This window comes from Euzebya tangerina (assembly GCF_003074135.1).
Taxonomy (GTDB): domain Bacteria; phylum Actinomycetota; class Nitriliruptoria; order Euzebyales; family Euzebyaceae; genus Euzebya; species Euzebya tangerina.
This window is the reverse complement of record NZ_PPDK01000001.1, coordinates 3,189,914-3,210,836: the sequence shown is the minus strand read 5'-3', so window position 1 is coordinate 3,210,836 and position 20,923 is coordinate 3,189,914. Positions and strand designations below refer to the sequence as shown.

27 protein-coding genes are annotated in these 20,923 nt (G+C 69.1%); 10 read left to right on the top strand and 17 right to left on the bottom strand.

Annotation, left to right across the window (positions count from 1 at the left end):
* Nucleotides 1–16 precede the first annotated feature (16 nt).
* Nucleotides 17–1,507, bottom strand: a complete 1,491-nt coding sequence (locus tag C1746_RS14825) for a cryptochrome/photolyase family protein (RefSeq protein ID WP_116715304.1) — start codon at nt 1,505–1,507, stop codon at nt 17–19.
* Between the two features lie 12 nt (nt 1,508–1,519).
* Entirely contained in the window at nt 1,520–2,098 is a 579-nt protein-coding gene (locus C1746_RS14820; protein WP_116715742.1) for a molybdopterin-dependent oxidoreductase, read from the bottom strand.
* A gap of 40 nt (nt 2,099–2,138) precedes the next feature.
* On the opposite strand from C1746_RS14820, the gene C1746_RS14815 reads away from it, so the two are divergent.
* Nucleotides 2,139–2,705 (top strand): hypothetical protein, encoded by a 567-nt coding sequence (locus C1746_RS14815; protein WP_162867781.1) that lies wholly within the window; start codon nt 2,139–2,141, stop codon nt 2,703–2,705.
* A gap of 39 nt (nt 2,706–2,744) precedes the next feature.
* Here the strand turns inward: C1746_RS14815 and C1746_RS14810 are convergent, their stop codons facing one another.
* Nucleotides 2,745–3,491, bottom strand: a complete 747-nt coding sequence (locus C1746_RS14810) for a lysophospholipid acyltransferase family protein (protein WP_240598918.1) — start codon at nt 3,489–3,491, stop codon at nt 2,745–2,747.
* Between the two features lie 82 nt (nt 3,492–3,573).
* Here C1746_RS14810 and C1746_RS14805 point away from each other — a divergent pair, with 82 nt between their 5' ends.
* On the top strand, nt 3,574–4,092 hold the full coding sequence (locus C1746_RS14805; RefSeq protein ID WP_116715302.1) for a hypothetical protein: 519 nt from the start codon (nt 3,574–3,576) through the stop codon (nt 4,090–4,092).
* Complete coding sequence (locus C1746_RS14800; protein WP_116715301.1) at nt 4,073–4,924, top strand: UbiA family prenyltransferase; 852 nt, start codon at nt 4,073–4,075, stop codon at nt 4,922–4,924. The genes C1746_RS14805 and C1746_RS14800 overlap by 20 nt, the downstream gene beginning before the upstream one ends.
* An 11-nt stretch (nt 4,925–4,935) precedes the next feature.
* Here C1746_RS14800 and C1746_RS14795 read toward each other — a convergent pair whose 3' ends face one another.
* Genes C1746_RS14795 through C1746_RS14740 form a run of 12 tightly spaced genes read right to left on the bottom strand, consistent with a single transcriptional unit; the run spans nt 4,936 to nt 13,919 of the window.
* Nucleotides 4,936–5,844, bottom strand: coding sequence for a homogentisate phytyltransferase (locus tag C1746_RS14795; protein WP_162867780.1), 909 nt, complete (start codon nt 5,842–5,844; stop codon nt 4,936–4,938).
* A complete protein-coding gene (locus C1746_RS14790) occupies nt 5,841–6,824 on the bottom strand; it encodes an ROK family protein (RefSeq protein ID WP_116715299.1) in 984 nt (327 codons plus the stop codon). The genes C1746_RS14795 and C1746_RS14790 overlap by 4 nt, the downstream gene beginning before the upstream one ends.
* A gap of 15 nt (nt 6,825–6,839) precedes the next feature.
* Nucleotides 6,840–7,952 carry a baeRF10 domain-containing protein gene (locus C1746_RS14785; RefSeq protein WP_116715298.1) on the bottom strand — a complete coding sequence of 371 codons (1,113 nt, stop codon included), beginning with the start codon at nt 7,950–7,952 and terminating at the stop codon, nt 6,840–6,842.
* 18 nt (nt 7,953–7,970) lie between these two features.
* Nucleotides 7,971–8,237, bottom strand: a complete 267-nt coding sequence (locus tag C1746_RS14780) for a hypothetical protein (protein ID WP_116715297.1) — start codon at nt 8,235–8,237, stop codon at nt 7,971–7,973.
* Nucleotides 8,238–8,248: 11 nt separating this feature from the next.
* Nucleotides 8,249–9,433, bottom strand: a complete 1,185-nt coding sequence (locus tag C1746_RS14775; RefSeq protein WP_240598987.1) for an ArsA family ATPase — start codon at nt 9,431–9,433, stop codon at nt 8,249–8,251.
* A gap of 5 nt (nt 9,434–9,438) precedes the next feature.
* Nucleotides 9,439–9,873: an SRPBCC family protein gene (locus tag C1746_RS14770; protein WP_116715295.1), complete on the bottom strand. Its 435-nt coding sequence runs from the start codon at nt 9,871–9,873 to the stop codon at nt 9,439–9,441.
* A 41-nt stretch (nt 9,874–9,914) separates the two neighbouring features.
* Nucleotides 9,915–10,592, bottom strand: a complete 678-nt coding sequence (locus C1746_RS14765) for a DUF7577 domain-containing protein (RefSeq protein WP_162867778.1) — start codon at nt 10,590–10,592, stop codon at nt 9,915–9,917.
* Entirely contained in the window at nt 10,589–11,149 is a 561-nt protein-coding gene (locus C1746_RS22115) for an SRPBCC family protein (RefSeq protein WP_162867777.1), read from the bottom strand. Before C1746_RS22115 ends, C1746_RS14765 begins: the two co-directional genes overlap by 4 nt.
* 53 nt (nt 11,150–11,202) lie before the next feature.
* Nucleotides 11,203–12,084 (bottom strand): rhomboid family intramembrane serine protease, encoded by an 882-nt coding sequence (locus C1746_RS14760; RefSeq protein WP_162867776.1) that lies wholly within the window; start codon nt 12,082–12,084, stop codon nt 11,203–11,205.
* A 52-nt stretch (nt 12,085–12,136) separates the two neighbouring features.
* Nucleotides 12,137–12,925, bottom strand: coding sequence for a PIG-L deacetylase family protein (locus tag C1746_RS22550; RefSeq protein ID WP_205711865.1), 789 nt, complete (start codon nt 12,923–12,925; stop codon nt 12,137–12,139).
* Entirely contained in the window at nt 12,922–13,143 is a 222-nt protein-coding gene (locus tag C1746_RS14745; protein ID WP_162867775.1) for a hypothetical protein, read from the bottom strand. The genes C1746_RS22550 and C1746_RS14745 overlap by 4 nt, the downstream gene beginning before the upstream one ends.
* Entirely contained in the window at nt 13,143–13,919 is a 777-nt protein-coding gene (locus C1746_RS14740; RefSeq protein WP_162867774.1) for an alpha/beta fold hydrolase, read from the bottom strand. The genes C1746_RS14745 and C1746_RS14740 overlap by 1 nt, the downstream gene beginning before the upstream one ends.
* Before the next feature lie 31 nt (nt 13,920–13,950).
* Here C1746_RS14740 and C1746_RS14735 point away from each other — a divergent pair, with 31 nt between their 5' ends.
* Nucleotides 13,951–14,748 (top strand): chlorite dismutase family protein, encoded by a 798-nt coding sequence (locus C1746_RS14735; protein ID WP_116715291.1) that lies wholly within the window; start codon nt 13,951–13,953, stop codon nt 14,746–14,748.
* 52 nt (nt 14,749–14,800) lie between these two features.
* On the opposite strand, the gene C1746_RS14730 is transcribed toward C1746_RS14735, so the two are convergent.
* Complete coding sequence (locus C1746_RS14730; protein WP_116715290.1) at nt 14,801–15,076, bottom strand: HU family DNA-binding protein; 276 nt, start codon at nt 15,074–15,076, stop codon at nt 14,801–14,803.
* A gap of 222 nt (nt 15,077–15,298) precedes the next feature.
* On the opposite strand from C1746_RS14730, the gene C1746_RS14725 reads away from it, so the two are divergent.
* From C1746_RS14725 to C1746_RS22110, 4 genes are read left to right on the top strand one after another with little or no spacing between them, the layout of a single operon-like run.
* A complete protein-coding gene (locus tag C1746_RS14725; RefSeq protein WP_116715289.1) occupies nt 15,299–15,982 on the top strand; it encodes a hypothetical protein in 684 nt (227 codons plus the stop codon).
* Nucleotides 15,983–15,991: 9 nt separating this feature from the next.
* Nucleotides 15,992–16,507, top strand: a complete 516-nt coding sequence (locus C1746_RS14720; RefSeq protein ID WP_116715288.1) for a hypothetical protein — start codon at nt 15,992–15,994, stop codon at nt 16,505–16,507.
* A complete protein-coding gene (locus C1746_RS14715) occupies nt 16,498–17,085 on the top strand; it encodes a TetR/AcrR family transcriptional regulator (protein ID WP_116715287.1) in 588 nt (195 codons plus the stop codon). Before C1746_RS14720 ends, C1746_RS14715 begins: the two co-directional genes overlap by 10 nt.
* Nucleotides 17,082–17,741, top strand: a complete 660-nt coding sequence (locus C1746_RS22110) for an HAD family hydrolase (RefSeq protein ID WP_162867773.1) — start codon at nt 17,082–17,084, stop codon at nt 17,739–17,741. Before C1746_RS14715 ends, C1746_RS22110 begins: the two co-directional genes overlap by 4 nt.
* A gap of 4 nt (nt 17,742–17,745) precedes the next feature.
* Here the strand turns inward: C1746_RS22110 and C1746_RS14705 are convergent, their stop codons facing one another.
* Nucleotides 17,746–18,108, bottom strand: coding sequence for an arsenate reductase family protein (locus tag C1746_RS14705; protein WP_116715286.1), 363 nt, complete (start codon nt 18,106–18,108; stop codon nt 17,746–17,748).
* Nucleotides 18,109–18,179: 71 nt separating this feature from the next.
* Between C1746_RS14705 and C1746_RS22105 the strand changes: the two genes are divergently transcribed.
* Together C1746_RS22105 and C1746_RS14695 are read left to right on the top strand one after the other, a co-directional pair.
* Nucleotides 18,180–19,988, top strand: coding sequence for a ligand-binding sensor domain-containing protein (locus tag C1746_RS22105; protein WP_162867772.1), 1,809 nt, complete (start codon nt 18,180–18,182; stop codon nt 19,986–19,988).
* Between the two features lie 67 nt (nt 19,989–20,055).
* On the top strand, nt 20,056–20,796 hold the full coding sequence (locus tag C1746_RS14695; protein ID WP_116715285.1) for an SDR family NAD(P)-dependent oxidoreductase: 741 nt from the start codon (nt 20,056–20,058) through the stop codon (nt 20,794–20,796).
* Nucleotides 20,797–20,923 lie beyond the last annotated feature (127 nt).

Here is a 20,923-nt window from a genome sequence, read left to right as displayed (position 1 = left end):
CCGAGACCAGCCGAGGTCAGTCGGTCCTGAATTGACCGGCCCGGTCGGCGATCGCACGCCGTTCGGCGTCATCGAAGCGGTCGAGGTTGCCGAGGATCATCGACATGCGCCGGTTCTCCGCCAGCGTGTCACGGTGACGGGCCAGGAAGTCCCAGTACAGGCTGTTGAAGGGGCAGCTGTCCGGTTCGGTTCGGGTGGTGTGATCGAAGGCACAGTCGCCGCAGTACGTCGTCATCTTGTTGACGTAGCGCGCCGAGGAGGCGTACGGCTTGGTCGCCATCACCCCACCGTCGGCCCACTGGGACATGCCGATCACGTTGGGCACCATCACCCAGTCGAAGGCGTCGACGTACATCGAGTGGAACCACTCGGTCAGCTCCTGCGGGTCCGTTCCGACCATCAGGGCGTAGGAACCCAGGATCATCAGCCGCGGGATGTGGTGGTTCCAGCCACGGCTCAGCAGGTCGTCGATGGTCCCACGGACGCAGGCCATGTCCGTCTCACCGGTCCAGAACGCATCGGGGACCGCGCCGTCCTGTCCCAGGTGATTGTCGCTGCGCCAGTGCGGCATCCGGTGCCAGTAGATGCCCCAGACGTACTCGCGCCAGCCACAGATCTGCCGCAGGAAGCCCTCCAGGGAGTTGAGTGGCAGGTTCCGGCGACCATCCCGCCAGGCAGCGTCGGTGGCCTCACACACCTCGCGGGGATGCAGCAGCCCGTAGTTGAGCGGCACGCTGAGCAGGCTGTGCCACAGGATGGGTTGCTCCGCGATGACGGCGTCCTCCAGCGGCCCGAAGCCGCCAAGCCGATTCGAGACGAAGTCATCCAGGGCAGCCAGCGCCTCGTCGCGGGTGACCGGGAAGAGTCGCTGATCCATCGACCCGTAGAGCTCCAGATCCAACGCGTTCTCGAACGCTGAGACCTGCGAGCGGACGGCGGTGTCGACGTCGTCCTCGGTGGGGCGCCAGGGGGCCGGTGGATCCACACCCTGACGTGGGGGTGTCTCGCGGTTCTCCGAGTCGTAGTTCCACTCCCCGCCCGCCGGCTCCCCCTCGTCGGTCATCAACCAGCCGGTGTCCTTGCGGACCTCGCGGTAGAACCACTCGAGGCCCAGGCTCTTGCGGCCCTCGGCCCACTCTGCGAAGCCCTGCTCGCCGACGATGAACGCATCGTTGGGCACCTGCTCGACGCCGAGGTCATCCAGATGCGCCCGCAGATCCCAGGACGAGGGAGCCATCACCACCGGATCGGTGGTCCCCGTCAGCCCGTCCGCGAACGTGTCCGCCGTGCGCAGATCGACCTGGAACCCCTCCGCCTCCAGACCGTCGGCGAAGCGCCGCATTGCCGACAGGACCAGGTGCAGCTTGGCCCGGTGCCAGGGACGCTGCGCCAGCTTGGCCCGGCTGATGACCATGCGGACGCTGGCGTCCTCCGGTCCCACGTCGGCCAAGGCGCCACCCGTCCGGCTGAGCTGGTCCCCCAGGACGACGACGGTTCGCCTGCTCATCGCCGCCCGCCCCTACTCCTGATAGCTGTAGCGCTGCTCGGTGAAGGGATCTGCATCGTTGTGGTATCCCCGCTCCTCCCAGAAGCCACGCCTGTCAGCCGTCATCACTTCGACACCGGTGAGCCACTTGCACGACTTCCAGGCGTAGCGCTTCGGCAGGATCAGCCGCAGGGGCCAGCCGTGCTCGACGCTGATGTCCTCGCCGTTCCGACGCCACGCGAACACGACGTCGTCGTCGAGCAGCGCGGACAGGGGAACGTTGGTGGTGTAGCCCTCCGCACCGTGCAGCATCACGTGTGAGGCGTCCGGTTGGAGCCCGACCTCGTCGAAGACGGTCCGCGGAGCGACCCCGAACCACTCGTTGTCGAACACGCTGAACTTCGTGACGCAGTGGAAGTCGGCGGTGCGCGTGACGGTCGGCAGGGCCTTGAACTCGGCGATGGTCCAGCGACGCTCCTGCTCGACGGCGCCCCACACCCGCACGGTTGCGGTCTGCTCGTCGACCGACGGCGTTCGACCGAAGTTGAGGACCGGCCAGCCCCGCGCCTCGTACTGGCCTGGCGGCAACCGGTCGCTGTTCTTGGTGGGCATGAGCAATCCCTTGCGTCGCAGCAGGCGGCACATGCTAGACATGAGCGCAATGCAACAAGCCTGGGACTTCGAGCTCTCGAGCGCCTTGGCAGCACACCGACCGACACTCGGGTGGCTGCCGGATCACCTGATCCGGATCGTCCCGAACGAGCCGATCCGAGCACACCTCCTCAGCATGGCCAGCGACCTGTGCGACGCCGGACACGTGCACCTGGACATCATCATGTGGCTGCTGACCGACACCGAACTGCAGTCGGTCATCGTCAGCGAGGAGCACTACGACCGTGGCCCCGAGAGCGTGGACACGACGTTCGAGACGACCATGTCGTGCCACCCCCTGGACACGATCGTGGGAACGCAGATCTCCACGGCAAGTCATCCGGACGGCCTGCAACTGGACGTCTCACTGGCCGTCATGCTCAACACACCAGGCCAGACCGGACACGCAGATCCGATCAGCCTGGAGGATCCGGACGTGATCGGCTACGCGCTGTCGATGCAGCCGCAGAGCCTGTCGTTCACGGTCGGTCCCGAGAAGACCGATGAGCTGATCGCCTTCGGCCGTGACCTATTGGACGCCCGCACCACCAGCCGACTGCAGGACTAGCGACGAGCCGGTGGGATTCTCGCGCGACTGACGGCGCGGTCACGCTGCGCGGTGCTCCTCATCCACGATCCGGCCCAGCTCGACCAGGTCACCGCTGCCGATGTCGACCTCACCGGCCTTGACCTGGGCTGCGTACTCGTCGACGTACTCCTGACCGGACAGCAGCATCAGCTCATACATCAGCTCGTCGGTCGCCGACCGGAGCGCGAACTTGTTGTCCTCCTGCCCCTCGTAGCGGGAGAAGTCCAGCGGCCTGCCGATCTTGACGCCGACCTTGCCGGTCACGCGCGGGACGGACCTGCCGGGCGGCAGGATGTCGAACACGCCGAGCATGGCCACGGGCAGGATCGGGACACCAGCTCGCAGTGCCAGTCGAACGGGGCCGGTCTTGCCGCGGTACAGCCGGCCGTCAGGGCTGCGGGTGCCCTCCGGATAGATGCCGAGCAGCTTGCCCTCGTCGAGGATGCGCTGGCCGGTCCGCAGCGATCGCTCGCCCGCATCGCCGCCCTCCCGATCGATCGGCTTGACGCCGACGTTCTCGAAGAAGTATCGCTGCCAGCCTCGGAAGTAGTCGCTCTTGCCGAGGAAGAAGATCGGCCGGTTGATGTAGGCCGGGAGGAAGAAGTGGTCGAGGAACGACAGGTGGTTGGACGCCAGGATGGCCGGCCCGTCGGTGGGGATGTGTTCGAGTCCTTCCACGGTGGGCCGATACAGCGCAGTCAGGACCGGTGGCAGTACCGTGTGGATCGTGCGGTACAGGAGCGGCATCTTCTCATCTGCTGCCACGTAGCCACGTCCTCCAGATCACTCGCTGCTCCAAGCACCGGCAGTCTAGTCCGTCCCGAACAATCCCAACAGACCTGCCCTCATGGACTCCTCCTCACACCCAGGCTCGTCGCATCCAGGCACGGCCGTCACCACGTTCGATCAGCATACGGCCGAGGCCGTGGTCGTCGTCCTCGAACGGGCCGGCATCCGGGCCTGGACCACGGATCCAGCCCCCGATGGCGACGTCGAGGTGATGGTCGAGGAGGGACAGCGCGAGGCAGCCCTTCGCACCCTGGCCCAGCGGATGGACGAGGTGCGCGACGCCAGTGCGGCCCTGCGGCCCGAACCTGCCCGTCCTGAATCGGTCAAGGCACCCCGCTTCCGCCGACGCAGCGAGGACGAGGACGACGACCAGTCCGCGTTGCCCGAGGAGCTGCGAGATGGCCCGCCACTGGTGATGGAGCGCTTCCGCAACCTCTCCTGGGTGCTCGTGATCCTGCTGGTCCCCCTGATGGTCGTGACGCTGGCCCCCACGATCAGGAGTGACCTGGGCATCCGCATCGCCCTCGGCGTTGCCGTCGTCGTGATCGTGACGATGGTTGTCCGACGCCGTCGGTGAGGTGTCACGCCTCACCCTGATCCGTCACCTGGCGGCCGCAGCACATCTGGGACCGTCGCTGGTGGTGGTCGTGGTCGCCGCCGGGCTTGCCATCTCAGCAGACGCCAGCCTGGGTCAGACCCTCCTGGTCGTCGGGGCGGTCGGGACGGGGCAGCTCTCCATCGGGTGGTCCAACGACTGGCTGGACGACCGCGCCGGTCGCGACAGCGGTCGGCCCGACAAGCCGTTGGCCGACGGATCCCTGGCGACTGGCGCGGTCGGCACCGCGGCGGGGGTGGCCCTGGCTGCGTGTGTCCTGCTGTCGTTGGCGCTCGGGCCCCTGGCGGCGGGGATCCACCTGCTCGCAGTCGCGGGTGGCTGGGCGTACAACCTCGGGCTGAAGGCCACGGCCGCCAGCGTGCTTCCCTACCTGCTGTCGTTCGGTCTGCTCCCCTCGGTGGTCACCGCGTCCGTCGTCGGGACCCTCGCGCCGCTGTGGGCCGCCGCGACGGGGGCCGCCTTCGGGGCGGGCGTGCACTTCGCCAACGTGCTGCCGGACCTCGATCGCGACCGGGCGGCTGGCGTCCGGGGCCTGCCACAGCGGGTCGGCGCCGTGGGCTCGACGGTCGCGACGATCGGGTGCCTGGCGGCGGGAACGGCCGTGATCCTGGCGGGGGCGCCGAGCTTCGCGCCGGCCCTCCGGGTGGGTGCCGGCTTGGTCTGTGTCGTGCTCCTCGCGGCGCTGGGTGTCGCGGCCGTGAGGGGGGCCCGGGAGCTGGCCTACCGGCTGGCGATGCTCACGGGCTTGGTGCTGGTCGCGCTGCTGGTGGCCGCCGACGTCCGGGTCGCGTGACGCCCACTCGGTCACGCCAGCAGGACTGCCAGCGGGAAGGCGACGTACTCGGCGAAGAACAGCCACCAGATCCGCGCGTAGAAGCGCTTCAGCGTCGCCGGGTCGTCCGGATCGATCTGGCGGACGATGATCCCCAGGGCCACCAGCAGGACCACGTGCCCCCCGGCCAGCAGAGCGCCGTTGACCCCCGCGAGCCCCACCACGCCGGCCACGATGAGTGAGAGGTAGCACGCCGACAGCACGGCCAGGCCAACAGCCAGGACGCGGGCCAGCCCCACACGCAGCACGAGGGTCCCGATCCCATGGCGGGCATCCCCATCGGCATCGGGGATGTCCTTGAACCAGGCGATCGAGATGGTCAGCCCCAGGACCATCCCCGTCAGCGCCCAGATGTACCGGGGGATCGCCACCTCGCCGGCGACCAGGCCGTGGAAGTGGGCGTACACGAGCAGGTTGACCGCCAGCGCCCGCACCGAGGTGATCGCCGCGGCCGCAGCCAGGTGGTTCTGCTTCAGCCGGAAGGGCTTCACGGAGTACGCAGTCCCCACGACGAGACCGATGACGACCGCAGCCAACAGCCACGGACCCGCCAGGGCCGCCGCGCCCACGGCCACGAGCCCGGACACCACGACCCATACGCGGCCGGTCGACCGGGTGATCGAACCGGCCGCCAGCGGCAGGTACGGCTTGTTGATGCGATCGATGGCCACGTCGGTCAGCTGGTTGATCCCGACGATGTAGACGTTGGTGGCCAGCGCGGCCGCCAGCGCCAGGAGCAGCGCGCCAAGACCGGCCGCCACAACCGAATCACCCACGGTCGAGCCGGCCATCGCCCACAACGCCACGACCGCGAGCACCGTGCCGATGATCGTGTGTGGCCGGGCGAAGGCCACGAAGGTCCTCACGAGGGTGGTGTTCACCCGGGAGCAACCCCGCCGCTCGTGTGCCCGAGCCTGCGAGCATCGGCGAATCCGAGGGCCAGCAGGCCCGAGCCGATCATGCCGGCCTCAGGGCCCAGGGTTGCCGCGACGATCGGCACGTCGGGCCGATGGCCCGGTCCCAGCACGTGGGTGCGCAGCGCCTGGCGGGCCGGCTCGAGCACGAACTCGCCCGCGCCGGCCGCCCCACCGCCGACGACGATCAGTTCAGGGTCCAGGACGTTGACCAGCCCGGCCGCGCTGATCCCGAGGTACCTGCCGGCTTCCGCCAAGACCCGGATCGCCGGCTCGATGCCGTCGGCGGCCGCACGGCTGATCGCCTCGCCACCCGGTGGTGCGGCGCCAGCCAGTGGTGTTCCCTCGAAGGCGCCTGCGGCGTGCGCCTCCCTGGCCATGCGGGCCATCGCGGAGCCCGAGGCGTACGCCTCGATCTCGCCGTCCACGCCACTGGTCCCCGGCTCACCGCCGACGTCGATCACCACGTGTCCCACCTCGCCGGCGAAGCCGTTGTGCCCGCGGTGCAGCTCGCCACCGATGATGAGGCCACCCCCGATCCCTGTGCCAAGCGTGATCATCACCATGGTCGTGGCGACCTCACGCCCGGCCCCGATGACGAACTCCGCCCAGGTTGCTGCCCTGGCGTCGTTGGTGACGATCACCTCCTCCGACCCCAACTGCTCGACGAGGTGATCCCGCAGCCGGTACTCCGCCAGCCTGATGTTGGGCCCGTACCGCGCCACGCCATCATGGGTCACCAGACCGGGATACCCCACGCCGACGGGGAGGGCTGAGCAGTCCCCGTCCTCGCACAGATCCGTGACGGCGCTGACGATGCTGGCCACGATCGCGTCGCCGTTGTGGGGCGTCGGCCGCCGGTCGATGGCGTGGATCACACCGTCGTGGTCCACGAGGCCGCTCAGGATCTTCGTGCCGCCGACATCGACACCAACTGCGAAGGCCATACGAGACGTCGCGGTCTAGAAGCGGAGGAGGGCGGCGATGGGTTCGCCATCTAGACGGAAGGAGTCCCGGAACAGCTCGATCCGGGCCCGGGAGAGGACACACTGCTCGATGACCTCGTCGATGAGGTCGTCCACGGGCTGGACGGGCCCGCCGAAGGCCTGCGCGGCGGCGCGGTCCTTGGTCAACATCCCCGTGCCGGACCGGAAACCGGGCGACCCGGACCCCTCCACCACGAACAGGGTCTCCACTCGCCGTTCGTTGCACGCGCTGATGACGTCATCGATGCCCCGTGCCACCGTCTCAGCCTGCCCGGCTCCGGCGGCGAGGCGCTCCAGCAGTTCCTTGCGGCGTGCCGACACCCGCTCCTGCTCGACCTGCGCGAAGGCCTCGAGCAGCTCCTCCTTCGTCGAGCTGGCCGAGATCCCGGACATCGTGCCGTGGACGACCGCCGCCAGGTAGGGGTGCAGGAGCTTGCGGAAGTTCTCGACCTCGACGTGGGTCCCGGCCAACACGAGCGCGTCGAAGGGGTCTTCGGCGTGGACGCCCCGGAACTCCTCGGCCGCCTCCTTGAAGTGGTGGAGCACGGCGTTCTCCACGTTGCGCGCGATTCGTGCCTGGGACCACCCGCCGCCGTCGCTCTGACCCGGGACGTCGGAGTCGATCGAGTGGTACTCCACCATCCGCCCCAGTCGGTAGCGGAACAGGCGGGCGGAGTCGCGTTCGATGACGGCCAAGCCGATGTGCATGTAGCGGCCGAGCATGGCCTGGAGGGGGACCACGTACGGCGTCTCGCCCACCCGGGCGACGTTCCGGAAGGCCGAGGCGGTGTGCAGGCTGTCGAAGATCTCCCCGTCCGATGCCCACAGGGCCAGGCCCTTCACCCCGTCGCGATTGAAGTCATCGCTCACCCAACGACGGATGGCCTCGGCGTCCCGCTCGGCGGACTGGCGGTCCTGGCCCGCCTCGGCGCTGCTCACCGCCGCTCGCAGCAGGCCCTCGAGTCGGGCCTCGTAGTCGGCGGATCGCGGGAACACGGCCCCGTCGGTGTTGAGGAAGACCGAGGTGACCGGGACCTCGCCGGTTGGTCGCGAGACCAGGTCCTTGATGCCACTGGCGGTCAGTTCCATAGGGTGCCCTCCAGGCGCCTAGTCGATGTTGATCCGCGTCAACCTATCGTTCATCACGGCTTGTGCGCGGTCGGAAGCTTCAACATGCCCCTCGGCGACGGACTTGATGGCCAGTGCCAGCTCGCGAGCTGCAGCCAGGAGGTGGGCGGTGACGTCGGGCCGTGAGGCGCCGATGGCCTGCATGACGACGCAGATGGGGCACAGCTGGCACTCGGGGCTACCCCCGAAGCCGTGGCTGGATGGCTGTTCGGCGTCGCCCGCCGCCTCCTCGCTCGATTGGTTCACTGCCGCGCAGCCTACCGAGGGACGTCGCGCTGGTTTCCACGGACGGTCTGGAAGGTGATGGACAGCACACCGTCGTCCAGACTCGCCCGGGTGATCGCACTGCGCTGGAGCGCGGCTGGCAGGAGGATCGAGCGGGTGTACGCCCCGATCTTGAGGTACAGCTCGCCGCCGCGGTGGAAGGCGTCAACCTCCCCCTTGGCCACGAAGGGCAGAGACACGCCCAGTTCCCAGCCGTCGTCGGTCGTCTCGAACGTCAGGGGTGTGCCCACGTACAGCATCTCGTGTGGCTTGGCGTTGCCGTAGAGCTCGGCGCCGAGCTCCTCCAACCGACCCGTCCCGACCATCTCGTCGTCGAAGAGCGGCGCGCGGAGCAGCGGGACCTCGCCGAAGCTCTCGGCGATGGTGGCGAGATGTTCGACCTGCCGGGCTTTCCAGGTGTCGAACCAGGGGTCGGTCACCGCGTCGGGGATCAGTCGGTTCACGACCACCGCATCCACGTGGTAGCCGAACAGCGAGAGGTAGGTGTAGGTGCGCCGCGCCTCCGCGATCACCATCCGCTCGGGGTTGGTGACCAGGCGCACCGAGGTGGTCTCGGTGTCGGCGAGGAGGTCGCGAACGTCCTCCAGGTTGCGGTACAGCCGTTCCACGGACCCGTGGAGCGCATCGGCGGGCAGCGGCATCGAGGTCATCTGGCCGAGGACGGGACGTACCACCCGGGCGACCTTCCGCTCGATCGGGAAGATCCGCTCCATGTACCAGCCCAGCGCGTCCGGCAGGCTGAGCAGTCGCAGCGTCTCCGCGGTTGGTGCGCAGTCGACCACGATCAAGTCGTAGGTGCCCCGAGATGCGAACTGCTGCACGTCGATGAGGCTGAAGATCTCCTCGAGGCCGGGCAGAACCGAGAGCTCTTCGGCCTGCACCTCACCGATGCCCGACCAGCGGAGCAACGCGACCAGGTAGTCCTGGATGTCCCGCCAGTTGTCTTCCAGCCGCGCCTGGGCGTTCAGCTGGACGGCGTCCAGGCCGGGGGCCACCTCGGTCGGGTCCGCGCCCAGCGGAACGTCGAAGGAGTCAGCCAGCGAGTGGGCCGGGTCAGTTGACATGGCGAGCGTCCGCAGGCCCGAGCGCGCGCAGAGGAGCGCCGTCGCCGCGGAGACCGACGTCTTGCCGACGCCGCCCTTGCCGGTGAACAGCATCACCCTCACTGCTCTGACCGCTCCTTGATCGCCCGCAAGGACTCCGTGACCGTCCGCCGCGTCAGCTGCCGGCGGAGCAGGGCTGGAATCGGGACGATGGTGTCGACGGAGAGTTCGTAGGTCAGGGTCGTGGTGCCGTCGCCGTTGTCCACCATGTCGTAGAAGCCGTCGTTGCGGCTGAGCATGTTGGCCTCGACCAGCTCCCAGGACACGCGGGTGTCGTCGTAGCTGTAGGCGAGCGTCATCCGCAGCGTCATGCCGAGGGAGCTGGCCACGAAGGCGACGCGATCCGCCCAGCCGTCGTCGCGGGTGTGGACGACGGTTGCCTCCTTGAACTCCTCCAGCCACTCCGGGTAGCTGTCGAAGTCACCGACCGTGTCGTACACCACGCCCAGCGGCGCGCCGATGACCAGCGACTCGGTGACCGTCTCTGATGCCATGCGGGCCACCTTGCCATGCCGGCGACCACAGGGTGACGCCCCTACAGGACGGCCGCGACGCCACCCATGACGATCAGGCCGGCGGTGACACCGATGACGACGTACATGAAGCGCCGTGCGTCCAGGCGCGGCTCGCGCCCGCTCCGTGTCGCCAGGACATCCCCAGGCCCGGTGCCCCAGACCGCGACCAAGCCGAACAGCAGTGGGAGGGACACGATCAGCCCCGTGCCGCCGCCGATCACCAGCAGCACCACCACGCCGATGGCCCACAGCGCCACCACGCCCAACCGGGCGTACCCCATCCCCTCCTGGCCGGTCCTGATGTGGCCCAGCCCCGGGATCATCCACTCGGCGCGCTGCGCGGCAGCCCAGTCCGCCTGCGTAGGGGTCGTGCCAGCGTCCTCGGTGTCCATCTTCGCACCACAGACGTCGCAGACGAAGTGCTCGAGCGAGTTCTGGGTGTCACAGACGGCACAGGTCCACATGGTCTGCCCGTCGCTGGTCACGAACCGCCCAGCACGTGCCGTCCGCGCCGGTGGGTGGGCTGCCTCACCGACCCCGGGCGGTCCGATCTCGGTGACGCCAGACCCCATGGAGGGGGCTATGGACTCGAGTTGCGGGGGCGCAGGATCAGGCTCGGGCGTGGCGAACACCTCGTAGCACTGCCCGCAGAACGTGGCGGTGTCCGGATTGGTGGCGCCACACGAGGGACACCTCACGGCGACCCTCCCTCCGTCGAGGATCCGCTCGCAGCGGCCGCGATCTTGCGCTCGTGGGCCGCCACCTCCTCGGCGAAGATGCTCAGCTCCTCGGCTTGGTGGGTGAGCAGGTCGGGATGGGGCTCGGCTCCCGGCACTCGGCCGCGCTCCAGCCGCCGCTTGAGGTCGGTCAGTGCCGACCGCACGGACGCGCGGTGATGACCCAGCCAGCGCCTCGGGTTGCCCCCGGTCAGCTCGCCGCGCAGGAGGTAGTGGACCACGACGCCGTTCGGGTGATCCAGGTGATACCACTCGCCCGTCCCCACCACATCGCCGCGGACGGAGAACTCAAGACCCTTGTCGCGGGGACGAACTCGGTCCCGGGTCAGCAGCAGTTGCTGTGTGGCCAGCCCGGCCACACCCCGACGGATGGTCAGTCCGAACCGCTCATCGCCCAGGGTGGTGACGCCCAGATCCGGCCACCACGCGCCCCAGGAACGCACGTCGACCACCAGAGCGTTCACGGTCTGGCGGCGACAGCGGATGAACACCTCATCCCACGCGTGGATCGGCTGCACAACGCTGATGGTATCGGCAGCTCCTGGCCGGTCCTGAAGGGGGTTCGGCCCGGTCAGGCCAGCGCTGCGATGACCAGTGCCAGCACCAGCGCCCCGACGGCCACGCCGGAGCGGCGGAGGGTCACCGAGGTGCTCGATTCGGTGCCAGACCCGCCGGTCGTCGGCCCGATCCGACGCCAGGCCAGCATGATCAGCGCGCCGAAGAGCATCCCACCGAGATGGGCCTCCCAGGCGATGCGCGGGATGAACAGCGGCAGGGCCAGGTTGATGGCCAGCAGCGGCAACAGCTGGTTCAGGCCGGCCCGACCTGCTGCGGTGTGACGGGAGAGGTAGGCCGACAGGACGTAGGCGCCGAAGAGACCGAAGACCGCCCCAGAGGCGCCCAGCGCACTGCCCGACTCGGTCGTCAACTGGAATGCGGCGCCACCCCCGGCCGCCGTGGCGATGTAGAAGATCAGGAAGGGAGCGGAGCCGAACCGCCGCTCGAGGTCCGGCCCGAAGAGGTACAGCGCGTACATGTTGAACCCGACGTGGTACAGCGATCCGGAGTGCAGCAGCGCCGCCGTGAACGTCCGCCACAGCTGACCGTCGTCGACGGCGGCCACGTTGTCGATCGTGAGTGACGCGAGGACGCTCCATGCCTGCGGGGCCACGAACTGCATCACCGCGATCGCGATCGTGACGATCAGGGTCCCCTTGACGACGGGCGCGCCGTCCAGGGCGCCCCGGTTGCGGATCTCAGACGCCGTCACGACCTTGTTGCGACCGGCCGGTGCGGCACACTCCGGGCACTTCTGGCCGACGGCCGCCTGTCGCGTGCAGTCGACGCAGATGGACCGCCCACAGGAGGTGCAGGACAAGCGTGTGGGCCGATCGGGGTGCCGGTAGCACACCGCAGGAGGTGCCGGCGGGTTGGTCACTGGGTGCTGGTCCACACTCCCGAGCCTGCCATGCACTGCACGGGCAGCGGGCCCGGGGGCCGCCAAATCACGGGTAAAGGTTGACCCAAGAGCGGTACTCGGCGAGGGAGGACTGCACGAAGCCCTCGGCGAACCCCCGACCGCCGAGCGCCCCCTCGGCGCTGCGGTAGGCCGCCAGGCCCGACGCCGAGCGCACGTAGTCCACGGTCTCCAGGGCGACGAGGTACTCCCCCAGGGCGGCCTGCTTGCGGGCGAAGACCCTGGTCACGTCCAGCAGCACGTTGACCGGCGCCGCCGCCCAGACCTCGTAGCCCATGACCGTCACCTCATCTGGCAGATCGGTGCGGGCCAGCGCCCGGGCAGCCGCTGCGTGGTCCGGGTGGTGGTCCAACAGGGACGGCACGTACACGGTGGCGACGTCCCGTCCGTGCTCCTGGATCAGCCGTGCGAGCGCCGCAGCCTCCTCCGGGAGGGCGCCGTCCGTCAACCGCCCGAACCTCGGGGGCTGGTCCACGCCGAGCTGGCGCAGGGCACGACGGGACTCCTCCTCTCGGACCTGCGTCACGTCCATGCCGCCTCCGGCGGTGGCGCCGCCGGAGGTGCAGACCAGGACACGGACCTCATGCCCCTCCTCGGCGTGTCGGGCCAGGGTTGCGCCGGGGCCGATCACCTCGTCGTCCGGGTGTGGTGCCACGACCAGGACCGGACCGTCCGGAGGACCGGGCAGCACCGTCGGGCCCGACGTCGTCCGTGTCGCCAGGGCCAGCGCCAGCTCGCGGATGTCATCCGGTAGGGCCTCGATGCCCTGCCGAACCCGGCGACGTGCAGACCTGATCGCTCCGGTCGGCACGCTCATCGCTGATCCGTCCGTCCTGGCCGGTCGGGCTGGTCCGACGTCGACTCGGCCTGTCTCGATTCGCCCGGCCCGGACTCGACCCGCGTGCCGACGCGACGAGATGGCGGCTGCAGGTGGTGCAGCTGGTCCGCGTCGACGTCGTGGTCCCGTGCCATGTGGTCGGCCAGCATGGGTGCCAGGTCGAACAGCAACGGACAGTGCGGGCACTGGCGGGCCATCAGGCCTCCGATCTCGGTGGCGCCGAGTCCCCGTCACGGAGGAAAGGGATGAGCAGCGCCGTCAGACCGGCCGGGTTCTCGACACTGGGTACATGGTCCGCGTCGGGGATGACCGCGTAGCGTGATCCCGGGATCCAGCGGGCCAGTCGCCGCTGCTGCGCCGGAAGCCACGACTCGTCGCCCTCGCCGTGGCACACCAGCACCGGGCAGTCGATGCCACGCAGGAACGCGCCCAGCGGTGCAACCGTCAGCAGGTTTCGCGCCACGCCGACGACCGCGTCATCGTCCATCGCCATGAAGCGTTCCCGGACGAAGCGGTCGCGCTCGTCCTCGGTCGCACGGTCGCCAGGCTCGGCGAACAGGGCCCAGGCGGCGTCCTTGCCCTCAGCCTGCAGCGTCCGAGCGACCAGCCGGATGTGGTCAGTGGTGTCGTCAGACGGAGCGCCCGGTCCTGTGCCGATCAGCGTCAGCGATGCGACTCGGTGCGGCATCGCGAAGGCCAGCCACTGGGCGACCAGACCACCGTGGGAGTGCCCGACCAGGTGGAAGTCGCCGACCCCGTGGTCGTCCAGGTACTCGCGCAGCCACCGGACGTGTGCCGGCAGCGAGTAGTCCCCATCCTCCGCAGGTTTCTGATCGCCGTGGCCCGGCAGATCGGGCACCAAGGTGAGCCGCTCGTGCTCCAGGGCCGACCGGACGGGGCCGAAGTCCTGGTGCGATCCGGTCCAGCCGTGCAGCAGGAGGACGGGCAGGTGAGCGGGGGTGGTCGCGGTCATGCTCCGTGCAGTCTGCCCTACCATCGCGTCCATGCCGACTGTGCCCAGCACCGGGTGGGGCGTCCTCCACCTCTTCTTCCACTTCCGCCGCGCCGCTCTGTCCGACCCCGTCCACGCTGCCGGGGAGTTCATCCGACGTGTCTCCGACCTCGATGGCCGCGAGGACTATCAGGTCCTGACCTTCAGCGTCCTGGGGCAGAAGGCGGATCTGGGATTGATGGTGCTCGGACCGGATCTGGACGTCCTGGACAGCTTCGCGGTCGAGTTGGTGAACGGTGGGCTCGGCGAGGGGCTCGTCCCCGCCGCCAGCTACCTGAGCCTCACCGAGACGAGCGAGTACACCACCACGCCGGAGCAGGAACGCGAGCGTCTGGTTGCGGAGGAGGACCTGGCGCCCGACAGCGAGGAACTGGAGGAGCAGGTGCGCGCCTTCGAGCAGCGCATGGCGGCCTACGCCGAACACCGCCTGCACCCCAACCTCCCCCGGACCAAGGTGATCGGCTTCTACCCGATGAGCAAGCGACGGGAGGTCGGCGCCAACTGGTATGCGCTCGACTTCGCGGAGCGGAAGCGGATCATGGCCGGCCACGCGGCCGTGGGCCGCACCTACCGGGGGCGCGTGACCCAGCTGATCACGGGCTCGACGGGACTGGACGACTGGGAGTGGGGGGTCACGTTGCTCACCGACGACCCCGCCACGCTCAAGGAGATCGTCCACGAGATGCGCTTCGACGAAGCCAGTGCGGCCTACGCCGACTTCGGCCCGTTCGTGACCGGGCTGGCGATGGAGCCGGCGGCGCTCATGCGGCGGCTGGGCCTGCAGGCATGAGAGACGCACAACGGGGACCCGGTCCGGGTCCCCGTCGGAGCTGTCGAGCGGGCTAGCTGTTGACCGCGTCCTTGAACTTCTTGGCAGCCTTGAAGCGTGGCGTCTTGGAGGCGGCGATGTCGATCTCCTCGCCGGTCTGGGGGTTGCGCCCCTTCCGCGCCTTGTTGTCACGGTGGTCGAAGTTCCCGAAGTCGGTGACGGACACCTTCTCCCCGGAGGCGACCGCGTCCGTGATCGTGCTGACGATGGCGTCGAGCGCCGTGTTCATGTCGCTCTTGGACATGCCGGCAGCGTCTGCGGCGGATGCGATGAGTTCTGACTTGTTCATTGTGGAGTGTCTCCCATGATGGGTGGTCGTGATGAACTGGGCCCTGACGGGCTCCGGACGGACGTGCGGGGCGCTCCGGATTCCGATGTGGATTCTGAGGCGCAGCACCGAGTCGATGCGCTAACTTGCCCGCCCACGGCTCGACTCGCAAGGATCTCCGACCATATCGGTCGGCTGGTTGTTCTCAGTGATTCACTGTCCTTTCACGGCCCAGCCGGCCCCGTGCCGCTTCACGAGGAGCGTCTCTACCCCAACCTGCTGGGGCGCCAGCTGACGGAGGCCACCGGCCGGATCTGGTCGGTCGACGTGTGGGCACGGGCCGGTCAGGGTGTTCGAGAGTTGTGGCTGGCCTTGCAAAAGGACGTCCACCTGCAACAGCAACTGCTCACCGAGGCCGACGCCGTTGTGCTCGGCATCGGCAACGCCGACCAGCTGAGCGTGGCTGTGCCCCGCTGGGTCATGATGGCGCTGCCCTACCTGCGGCCGACCTCGCTTCGACGGTGGGTCCGCCGCAAGATCGATCATGTCCATCCGGCCGCCACCCGGCTGACCGGTGGCCGCTTTCGCTTCACCCCCGACCCCGTGATCGCGCACTGCTGGGGGAAGTCGGTCGATGCGATCCGGCTCTTCGCGGGCGACGACGTGCCGCTGGTCGGCGTGCTGCCGGCGTTCCACCGGACGGGCTACTACGGCGGTCTCACGACCCACCACGACGACGTGCATGCGCTGTTCGACCGGCTGGCCGCAGCTCGGCGGGTGCCGATGGTCGACCTGGCAGCCCTCACCAGGGATCGCCTGGAGGAGCTGAACCCCGACGGTGCCCACTGGTCGTGGGGGATCCACGAGGACGTGGCCGCCGCCCTCGCCAGACCGCTCCTCGCCCAACTGCCGGCCTCAGGTCACTAGGCTGTCGTCGTGCTCTTCCTGCTGCCCCTCCTGTTCGCCCTGATCTGGTTCGTGCTGGTGTTCGGGAGCCTGACGGTCTGGATCTGGGCGCTGGTCGATGCGCTGACCGTACCGGCGGACGTGTTCTACCGGTCGGGCTCCAAGCTGATGTGGGGGCTGCTGATCGGTCTGCTCGGACCGATCGCAGGCCTGGTGTACTTCGGGGCGGGTCGGCCCCATCCCCAGACCCGCCAGTGGATTCGGCAGCAGAAGCAGGCCGGTGTCGATCTCCGCTTCTACGGTCAACCCCCGCCGCCGGGGTTCCCCGGCACCTACGGGCACCCGGGCTCCTACGGCCACCCGGCCGCGCCGCCGCATCCGGGAGCGCCTCCGGCGCCGCAGCTGCCGGCCTCGGGGTACGCCACAACCCCGCACCCCCAGACCCCCCATGAGCAGTGGGTCGATGACCGGGAGTGGCTGACCCAGCATGAGCAGCCCCTGCCCGGCGACCCCCAGGCTGAGGGCGGCGAGCAGCCATGGCGGTGACCCAGAGTCGCGCCACCCGGGGCCGTGCCACGCGGCGGGCGCTGGTCCAAGCGTCGCTCGAGTTGTTCGACCGACACGGCGTGGAGGGCACCTCGGTTGATGCCATCACCGCCACCGCGGATGTCGCCAAGGGCACCTTCTACGTGCACTTCCAGCGCAAGCAGGACGTCCTGCTCGAGTGGGCCGCACAGCTCGTCGAGGGCATCGACCCCTCGGCGTTGCCGGAGGACGCCCCCGCGGCCCTCGCCGATCTCGGCGACCACCTGGCCAGCGCGATGGGCGGCCAGTCACGGCAGCTCATCGGACGGACCATCCGGGAACTGGTGGGCAACTACACGGACTGGACTCGCGTCCTGGGCGACCGGCCCACGCTGTGGGCCACCATCACGCCGATCATCGAGCGCGGCCAGCACGCCGGAACGATCCGCTCCGACATGTCACCACTGCGGCTGGCGATGGCGATCACGACGCTGTGGTTGGACAGCATCGTGGGCTGGGCCGAGCGGGATCAGGCACGCCCGCTGGGCGACTCCCTGGCGCTGTGCACGACGCTGTTCCTGGACGGCTCGCGCGCGTGACCTCTGCGGCCGGGGGCGCCCGGCGGTGGGTCTGCCTGGACATCGGCGAGACCCTGATCGACGAGACCCGCGTGTGGACCACCTGGGCCCACGTCCTCGGGGTGACCCCCCTGGTGCTGCACGCCGCACTTGGGGCGGCCGTGGCCGCAGGCGGGTCGTACCCGGCCGCGCTCGGCCGCTTCGATCCCAACTGGTCCGCCCGGTTCGACGAGTTCGCCCAGCGCTACGAGGGCTTCCGGCCGAGCGACCTGTACGCCGACGTGCTGCCGAGCCTGGCGGCGTTGACCGGTGCCGGGCTCGGCGTGGCGGTCATCGGCAACCAGCCGGCCTCCCGGACCGAGGAGCTCCGGGCCATCGGGGTGGTGCCCGAGGTCATGGTGATGTCCGAGGAGTTGGGTGTCTCCAAGCCCGACCCGGCCTTCTACGACGCCGTCCTGCGGCACCTGGGCGTATCGCAGCCCGACCACGTGACCTATGTCGGCGACCGACTCGACAACGACATCGTCCCGGCCATCGCCCACGGGCTCCAGGCCATCCACCTGCGTCGCGGCCCCTGGGGCATCATCGGCCCGCAGGACGACGGAACGGCGACGGCTGTCGCCGACAGCTTGCCGGAGGTCGTCGAACTGGTGACAGGCGCTCCTGGGAACCCGTGAGCGCCTACGAACCCTTCAGCACGGCGACGAACCGCTTCCAGGAGGCCGGATCGTCGCCGACGGACAGCTCCTTGCCGCACCGGACCAGTGGGAGGTTGAGCACCTCCGGATGCCGGCACATGCGCTCGATCCAGTCCTCCTCACCCGCCGAGAAGTACTGCAGCCCGGACTCGACGTAGGTCTTGGAGTCCTTGTCGAGCACCGCCTCCACCCCGAAGCGCTGGACCCACTTCCGGAGCTCACCGGGTGAGGGGGCCTTCTGCCGCACATCGACGGCGTGGTACGGCAGACCCCGCTCCTTGAAGAACCGCTCGGCCTTGCGGGCGACCTTGTGCTTGGGACTTATGAAGAGCTGCAGGTCCGACATGGCCCGACTGTACGGGCACGGACCACCACTGCTGGACCCCGATAGGCTGCCCGCCGAGCACAGGAGTCAGTATGAACCCCACCGTGATCGGAACCGCAGCTCCGGGATGGCCCGCGTCCGGCGCAGTCCGTGATGGCAATCGCATCTTCATCGTGTCCCGCAACCTGGACCGAACCCGTCTGGTCGAGGTCGACGCGCGTGACCTGAGCATCGTTCGGCAACGGGTGTTGCCCGGCGGCGACGGGGCCTGGGCCCTGACCGTGGGGCCGGATGGCATCTACGTGGGCACCTTCGGCGCCAAGGGACGGGCCAACCTCTTCCGCCTGGACGGGGCCAGCACCACCGGGGTGGCGGCCCTGTCCGTGGACTACATCTGGGAGCTGGCCGACGGCTCCAACGGCTCGGTCTACGGCGTCACCAGCGGCCCGGCCATGGTGTTCGAGTACAGCACGGCAACCCGCCGCGCGCGCAGTCTGGGACTGGTCGAGGCCGGGGACCGACCGCGGACGATCACCGTGCGGGACGGCAAGGTCATCGTGGGCGGGTCGCGACGGGGCAAGGCCTTCCTCTTCGACCGGGACATCGATGGTGGAGGACCCACCCGGGATCTGCTCCCGAACGCGCTGCGGCTGGATGCAACCGTGTACTGCAGCACCTTGACGCCGGCCGGGCGCATCATCGTCGGTACCGGTGGATCGCAGCTCGATGAGCCCGCCATCGCGGTCATCGACCGCAACAACCCGCGGAACGCACAGATCGCCCGGCTCCCTCGGGAGGCCCTGGTTGATCGGGTGGCCCTCGACGGCAGCTCGGTCTTCGCCACCTCCCGACCCTCCGGAGCCCTCTACCGCTTCGACCTCGACAGCGATCAGCTGTTCCGACTGGATGTTCCGGTGCCCATGTCCGAGACCCGTGATCTCAGTCTCATGGGACGCTCGGCACTGGGTGTGTCGGCGGACGGGACGGTGTGGTCCTACAGCCGCACCAGCGACTCGACCATCACCCGGGACCCGCAGGAGCTCGGCCTACCGCTCCGTCCCGAGCGAGCGCAGTCCATCGGGGTCGGCTCCCGTCACGTCTACGTCGGCGGCTCGTTCTCCCTCACCCGACGGCGTCTGACGGACAACGCGGCAACGACGCGGTTCGTCCCAGGCGAGCCGAAGGCGATGGTCTCGGTCGGCACGAGGATGTACTTCGCGCTGTACCCGCTCGGTGAGATCTGGTTCTGGGGTGAGGGTGCCAGCAGCCCGCGTCGGCTCACCCAACTCGACAGTGACCAGCTTCGACCCATCAGCCTCGTCCACCTCCCGCAGCTCGACGCGTTGGTCTGCACCACGACCGACGACGTCGATCGCTCGGTCCTCAACACGATCGATCCGACGACAGGGCGCGTGGACACCCTGGTCAACCCCCTGGGGCGCCAGACGCTGAGCGGCCTGGCCACCCGAGGTTCGACGATCTTCGTCGGTGGATCCGGTGGAGCCCCGTCCGTCGCTGCCTTCGACGCCGTGAGCGGCGAGCGGGAGTGGACCATACCGAACGTGATCCCGGACGGCGGGTTCGTGCTGGGCCTGCAGGTCGTGGCCGGCCGGCTGGCCCTGACGACCTCTCGCGGCTGGTTCACCACGATCGACCTGAACACCTTGGCCGTCGCCGAACCGGTGCGTGTCTCGGCGCAGGGTGGGCAGCTACGCCGTGACGGGGACCGCCTCCTGCTGGCGACCGGTGACGCGCTGCTCCGACTCAACCCCAACAACCGGACCAGCGAGACCGTCCTATCGGGGCTCGACGGTCAGTTCTGGAACTGGCCGCCCCTCGACACCAACAGCAGTGGGCAGGCCTACGTCGTGCGTGGTCGTCGACTCATCCGAGTTCCATGACCCGCACCGATCCGCCGTCACATCACCCCACGATCGCCTGGCCTGAGAGGCCCCACTGGAGGACACCATGCTCATCGACCGCCACGTCCTGATCACCGGCGCGAGCAGCGGCATCGGTGCCGCGTGCGCCCGGCACTTCTCCCGCGCGGGCGCCGACGTGACCATCACCGGCCGTCGACAAGACCGACTGGACGAGATCGCGGCGGAGCTTCCCGGTTCCGTCACAACCCTGGTGTTCGACGTCCAGGACCGGGCCATGACCAACGCTGCGCTGGCCGAGGTGGGCGACGTGGACGTGCTGGTCAACAACGCCGGCCTGGCCAGCGGTCTGGGGCCGATGCAGGCGGGCGACGTGACCGACTGGGACGCGATGATCCAGACGAACGTGGTGGGGCTGTTGAACGTCACGCGGGCCGTCACGCCCGGCATGGTGGAACGGGGCCGCGGCCACATCATCAACATCGGCTCGGTCGCCGGTCGGGAGGTCTACCCGGGTGGGGCCGTCTACTGCGCGTCCAAGCACGCGGTGGACGCGCTCACCAAGGGCTTCCGCCTCGATCTGCTGGGGACCGGGGTCAAGGTGTCCACAGTGGACCCGGGAATGGTCGAGACCGAGTTCTCCGTCGTCCGCTTCCACGGTGATCGCGAGCGCGCCGAGGCCGTCTACGATGGCATGGATCCACTCACCGGTGACGACGTCGCCGAAGCAGTCGTGTGGATCGCAGACCGCCCCCGACATGTCCAAGTGGCAGAGATCCTCATCTTCCCGGAGGCGCAGGCAAGCGCGACGCGTGTGCACCGCACGTGACAGGCAGCGCCCGCTGACCTGCACCAATGGGCGAGCGGGATGTCACACACGACAGGCATAGTTGAACCTCACGCCCTGACTCCACATCCGCCTCCCTCAGTTGTCCACGACGCTCGACGTTGCCCAC

Bases quoted from the DNA above. Each gene is read 5' to 3' on its own strand.
- C1746_RS14825 (WP_116715304.1), bottom strand. From the start codon at position 1,507: ATGAGCAGGCGAACCGTCGTCGTCCTGGGGGACCAGCTCAGCCGGACG.
- C1746_RS14820 (WP_116715742.1), bottom strand. From the start codon at position 2,098: ATGCCCACCAAGAACAGCGACCGGTTGCCGCCAGGCCAGTACGAGGCG.
- C1746_RS14815 (WP_162867781.1), top strand. From the start codon at position 2,139: ATGAGCGCAATGCAACAAGCCTGGGACTTCGAGCTCTCGAGCGCCTTG.
- C1746_RS14805 (WP_116715302.1), top strand. From the start codon at position 3,574: ATGGACTCCTCCTCACACCCAGGCTCGTCGCATCCAGGCACGGCCGTC.
- C1746_RS14790 (WP_116715299.1), bottom strand. From the start codon at position 6,824: ATGGCCTTCGCAGTTGGTGTCGATGTCGGCGGCACGAAGATCCTGAGC.
- C1746_RS14785 (WP_116715298.1), bottom strand. From the start codon at position 7,952: ATGGAACTGACCGCCAGTGGCATCAAGGACCTGGTCTCGCGACCAACC.
- C1746_RS14775 (WP_240598987.1), bottom strand. From the start codon at position 9,433: ATGCTGTTCACCGGCAAGGGCGGCGTCGGCAAGACGTCGGTCTCCGCG.
- C1746_RS14770 (WP_116715295.1), bottom strand. From the start codon at position 9,873: ATGGCATCAGAGACGGTCACCGAGTCGCTGGTCATCGGCGCGCCGCTG.
- C1746_RS22550 (WP_205711865.1), bottom strand. From the start codon at position 12,925: ATGAGCGTGCCGACCGGAGCGATCAGGTCTGCACGTCGCCGGGTTCGG.
- C1746_RS14745 (WP_162867775.1), bottom strand. From the start codon at position 13,143: ATGGCCCGCCAGTGCCCGCACTGTCCGTTGCTGTTCGACCTGGCACCC.
- C1746_RS14740 (WP_162867774.1), bottom strand. From the start codon at position 13,919: ATGACCGCGACCACCCCCGCTCACCTGCCCGTCCTCCTGCTGCACGGC.
- C1746_RS14735 (WP_116715291.1), top strand. From the start codon at position 13,951: ATGCCGACTGTGCCCAGCACCGGGTGGGGCGTCCTCCACCTCTTCTTC.
- C1746_RS14730 (WP_116715290.1), bottom strand. From the start codon at position 15,076: ATGAACAAGTCAGAACTCATCGCATCCGCCGCAGACGCTGCCGGCATG.
- C1746_RS14715 (WP_116715287.1), top strand. From the start codon at position 16,498: ATGGCGGTGACCCAGAGTCGCGCCACCCGGGGCCGTGCCACGCGGCGG.
- C1746_RS14705 (WP_116715286.1), bottom strand. From the start codon at position 18,108: ATGTCGGACCTGCAGCTCTTCATAAGTCCCAAGCACAAGGTCGCCCGC.
- C1746_RS22105 (WP_162867772.1), top strand. From the start codon at position 18,180: ATGAACCCCACCGTGATCGGAACCGCAGCTCCGGGATGGCCCGCGTCC.
- C1746_RS14695 (WP_116715285.1), top strand. From the start codon at position 20,056: ATGCTCATCGACCGCCACGTCCTGATCACCGGCGCGAGCAGCGGCATC.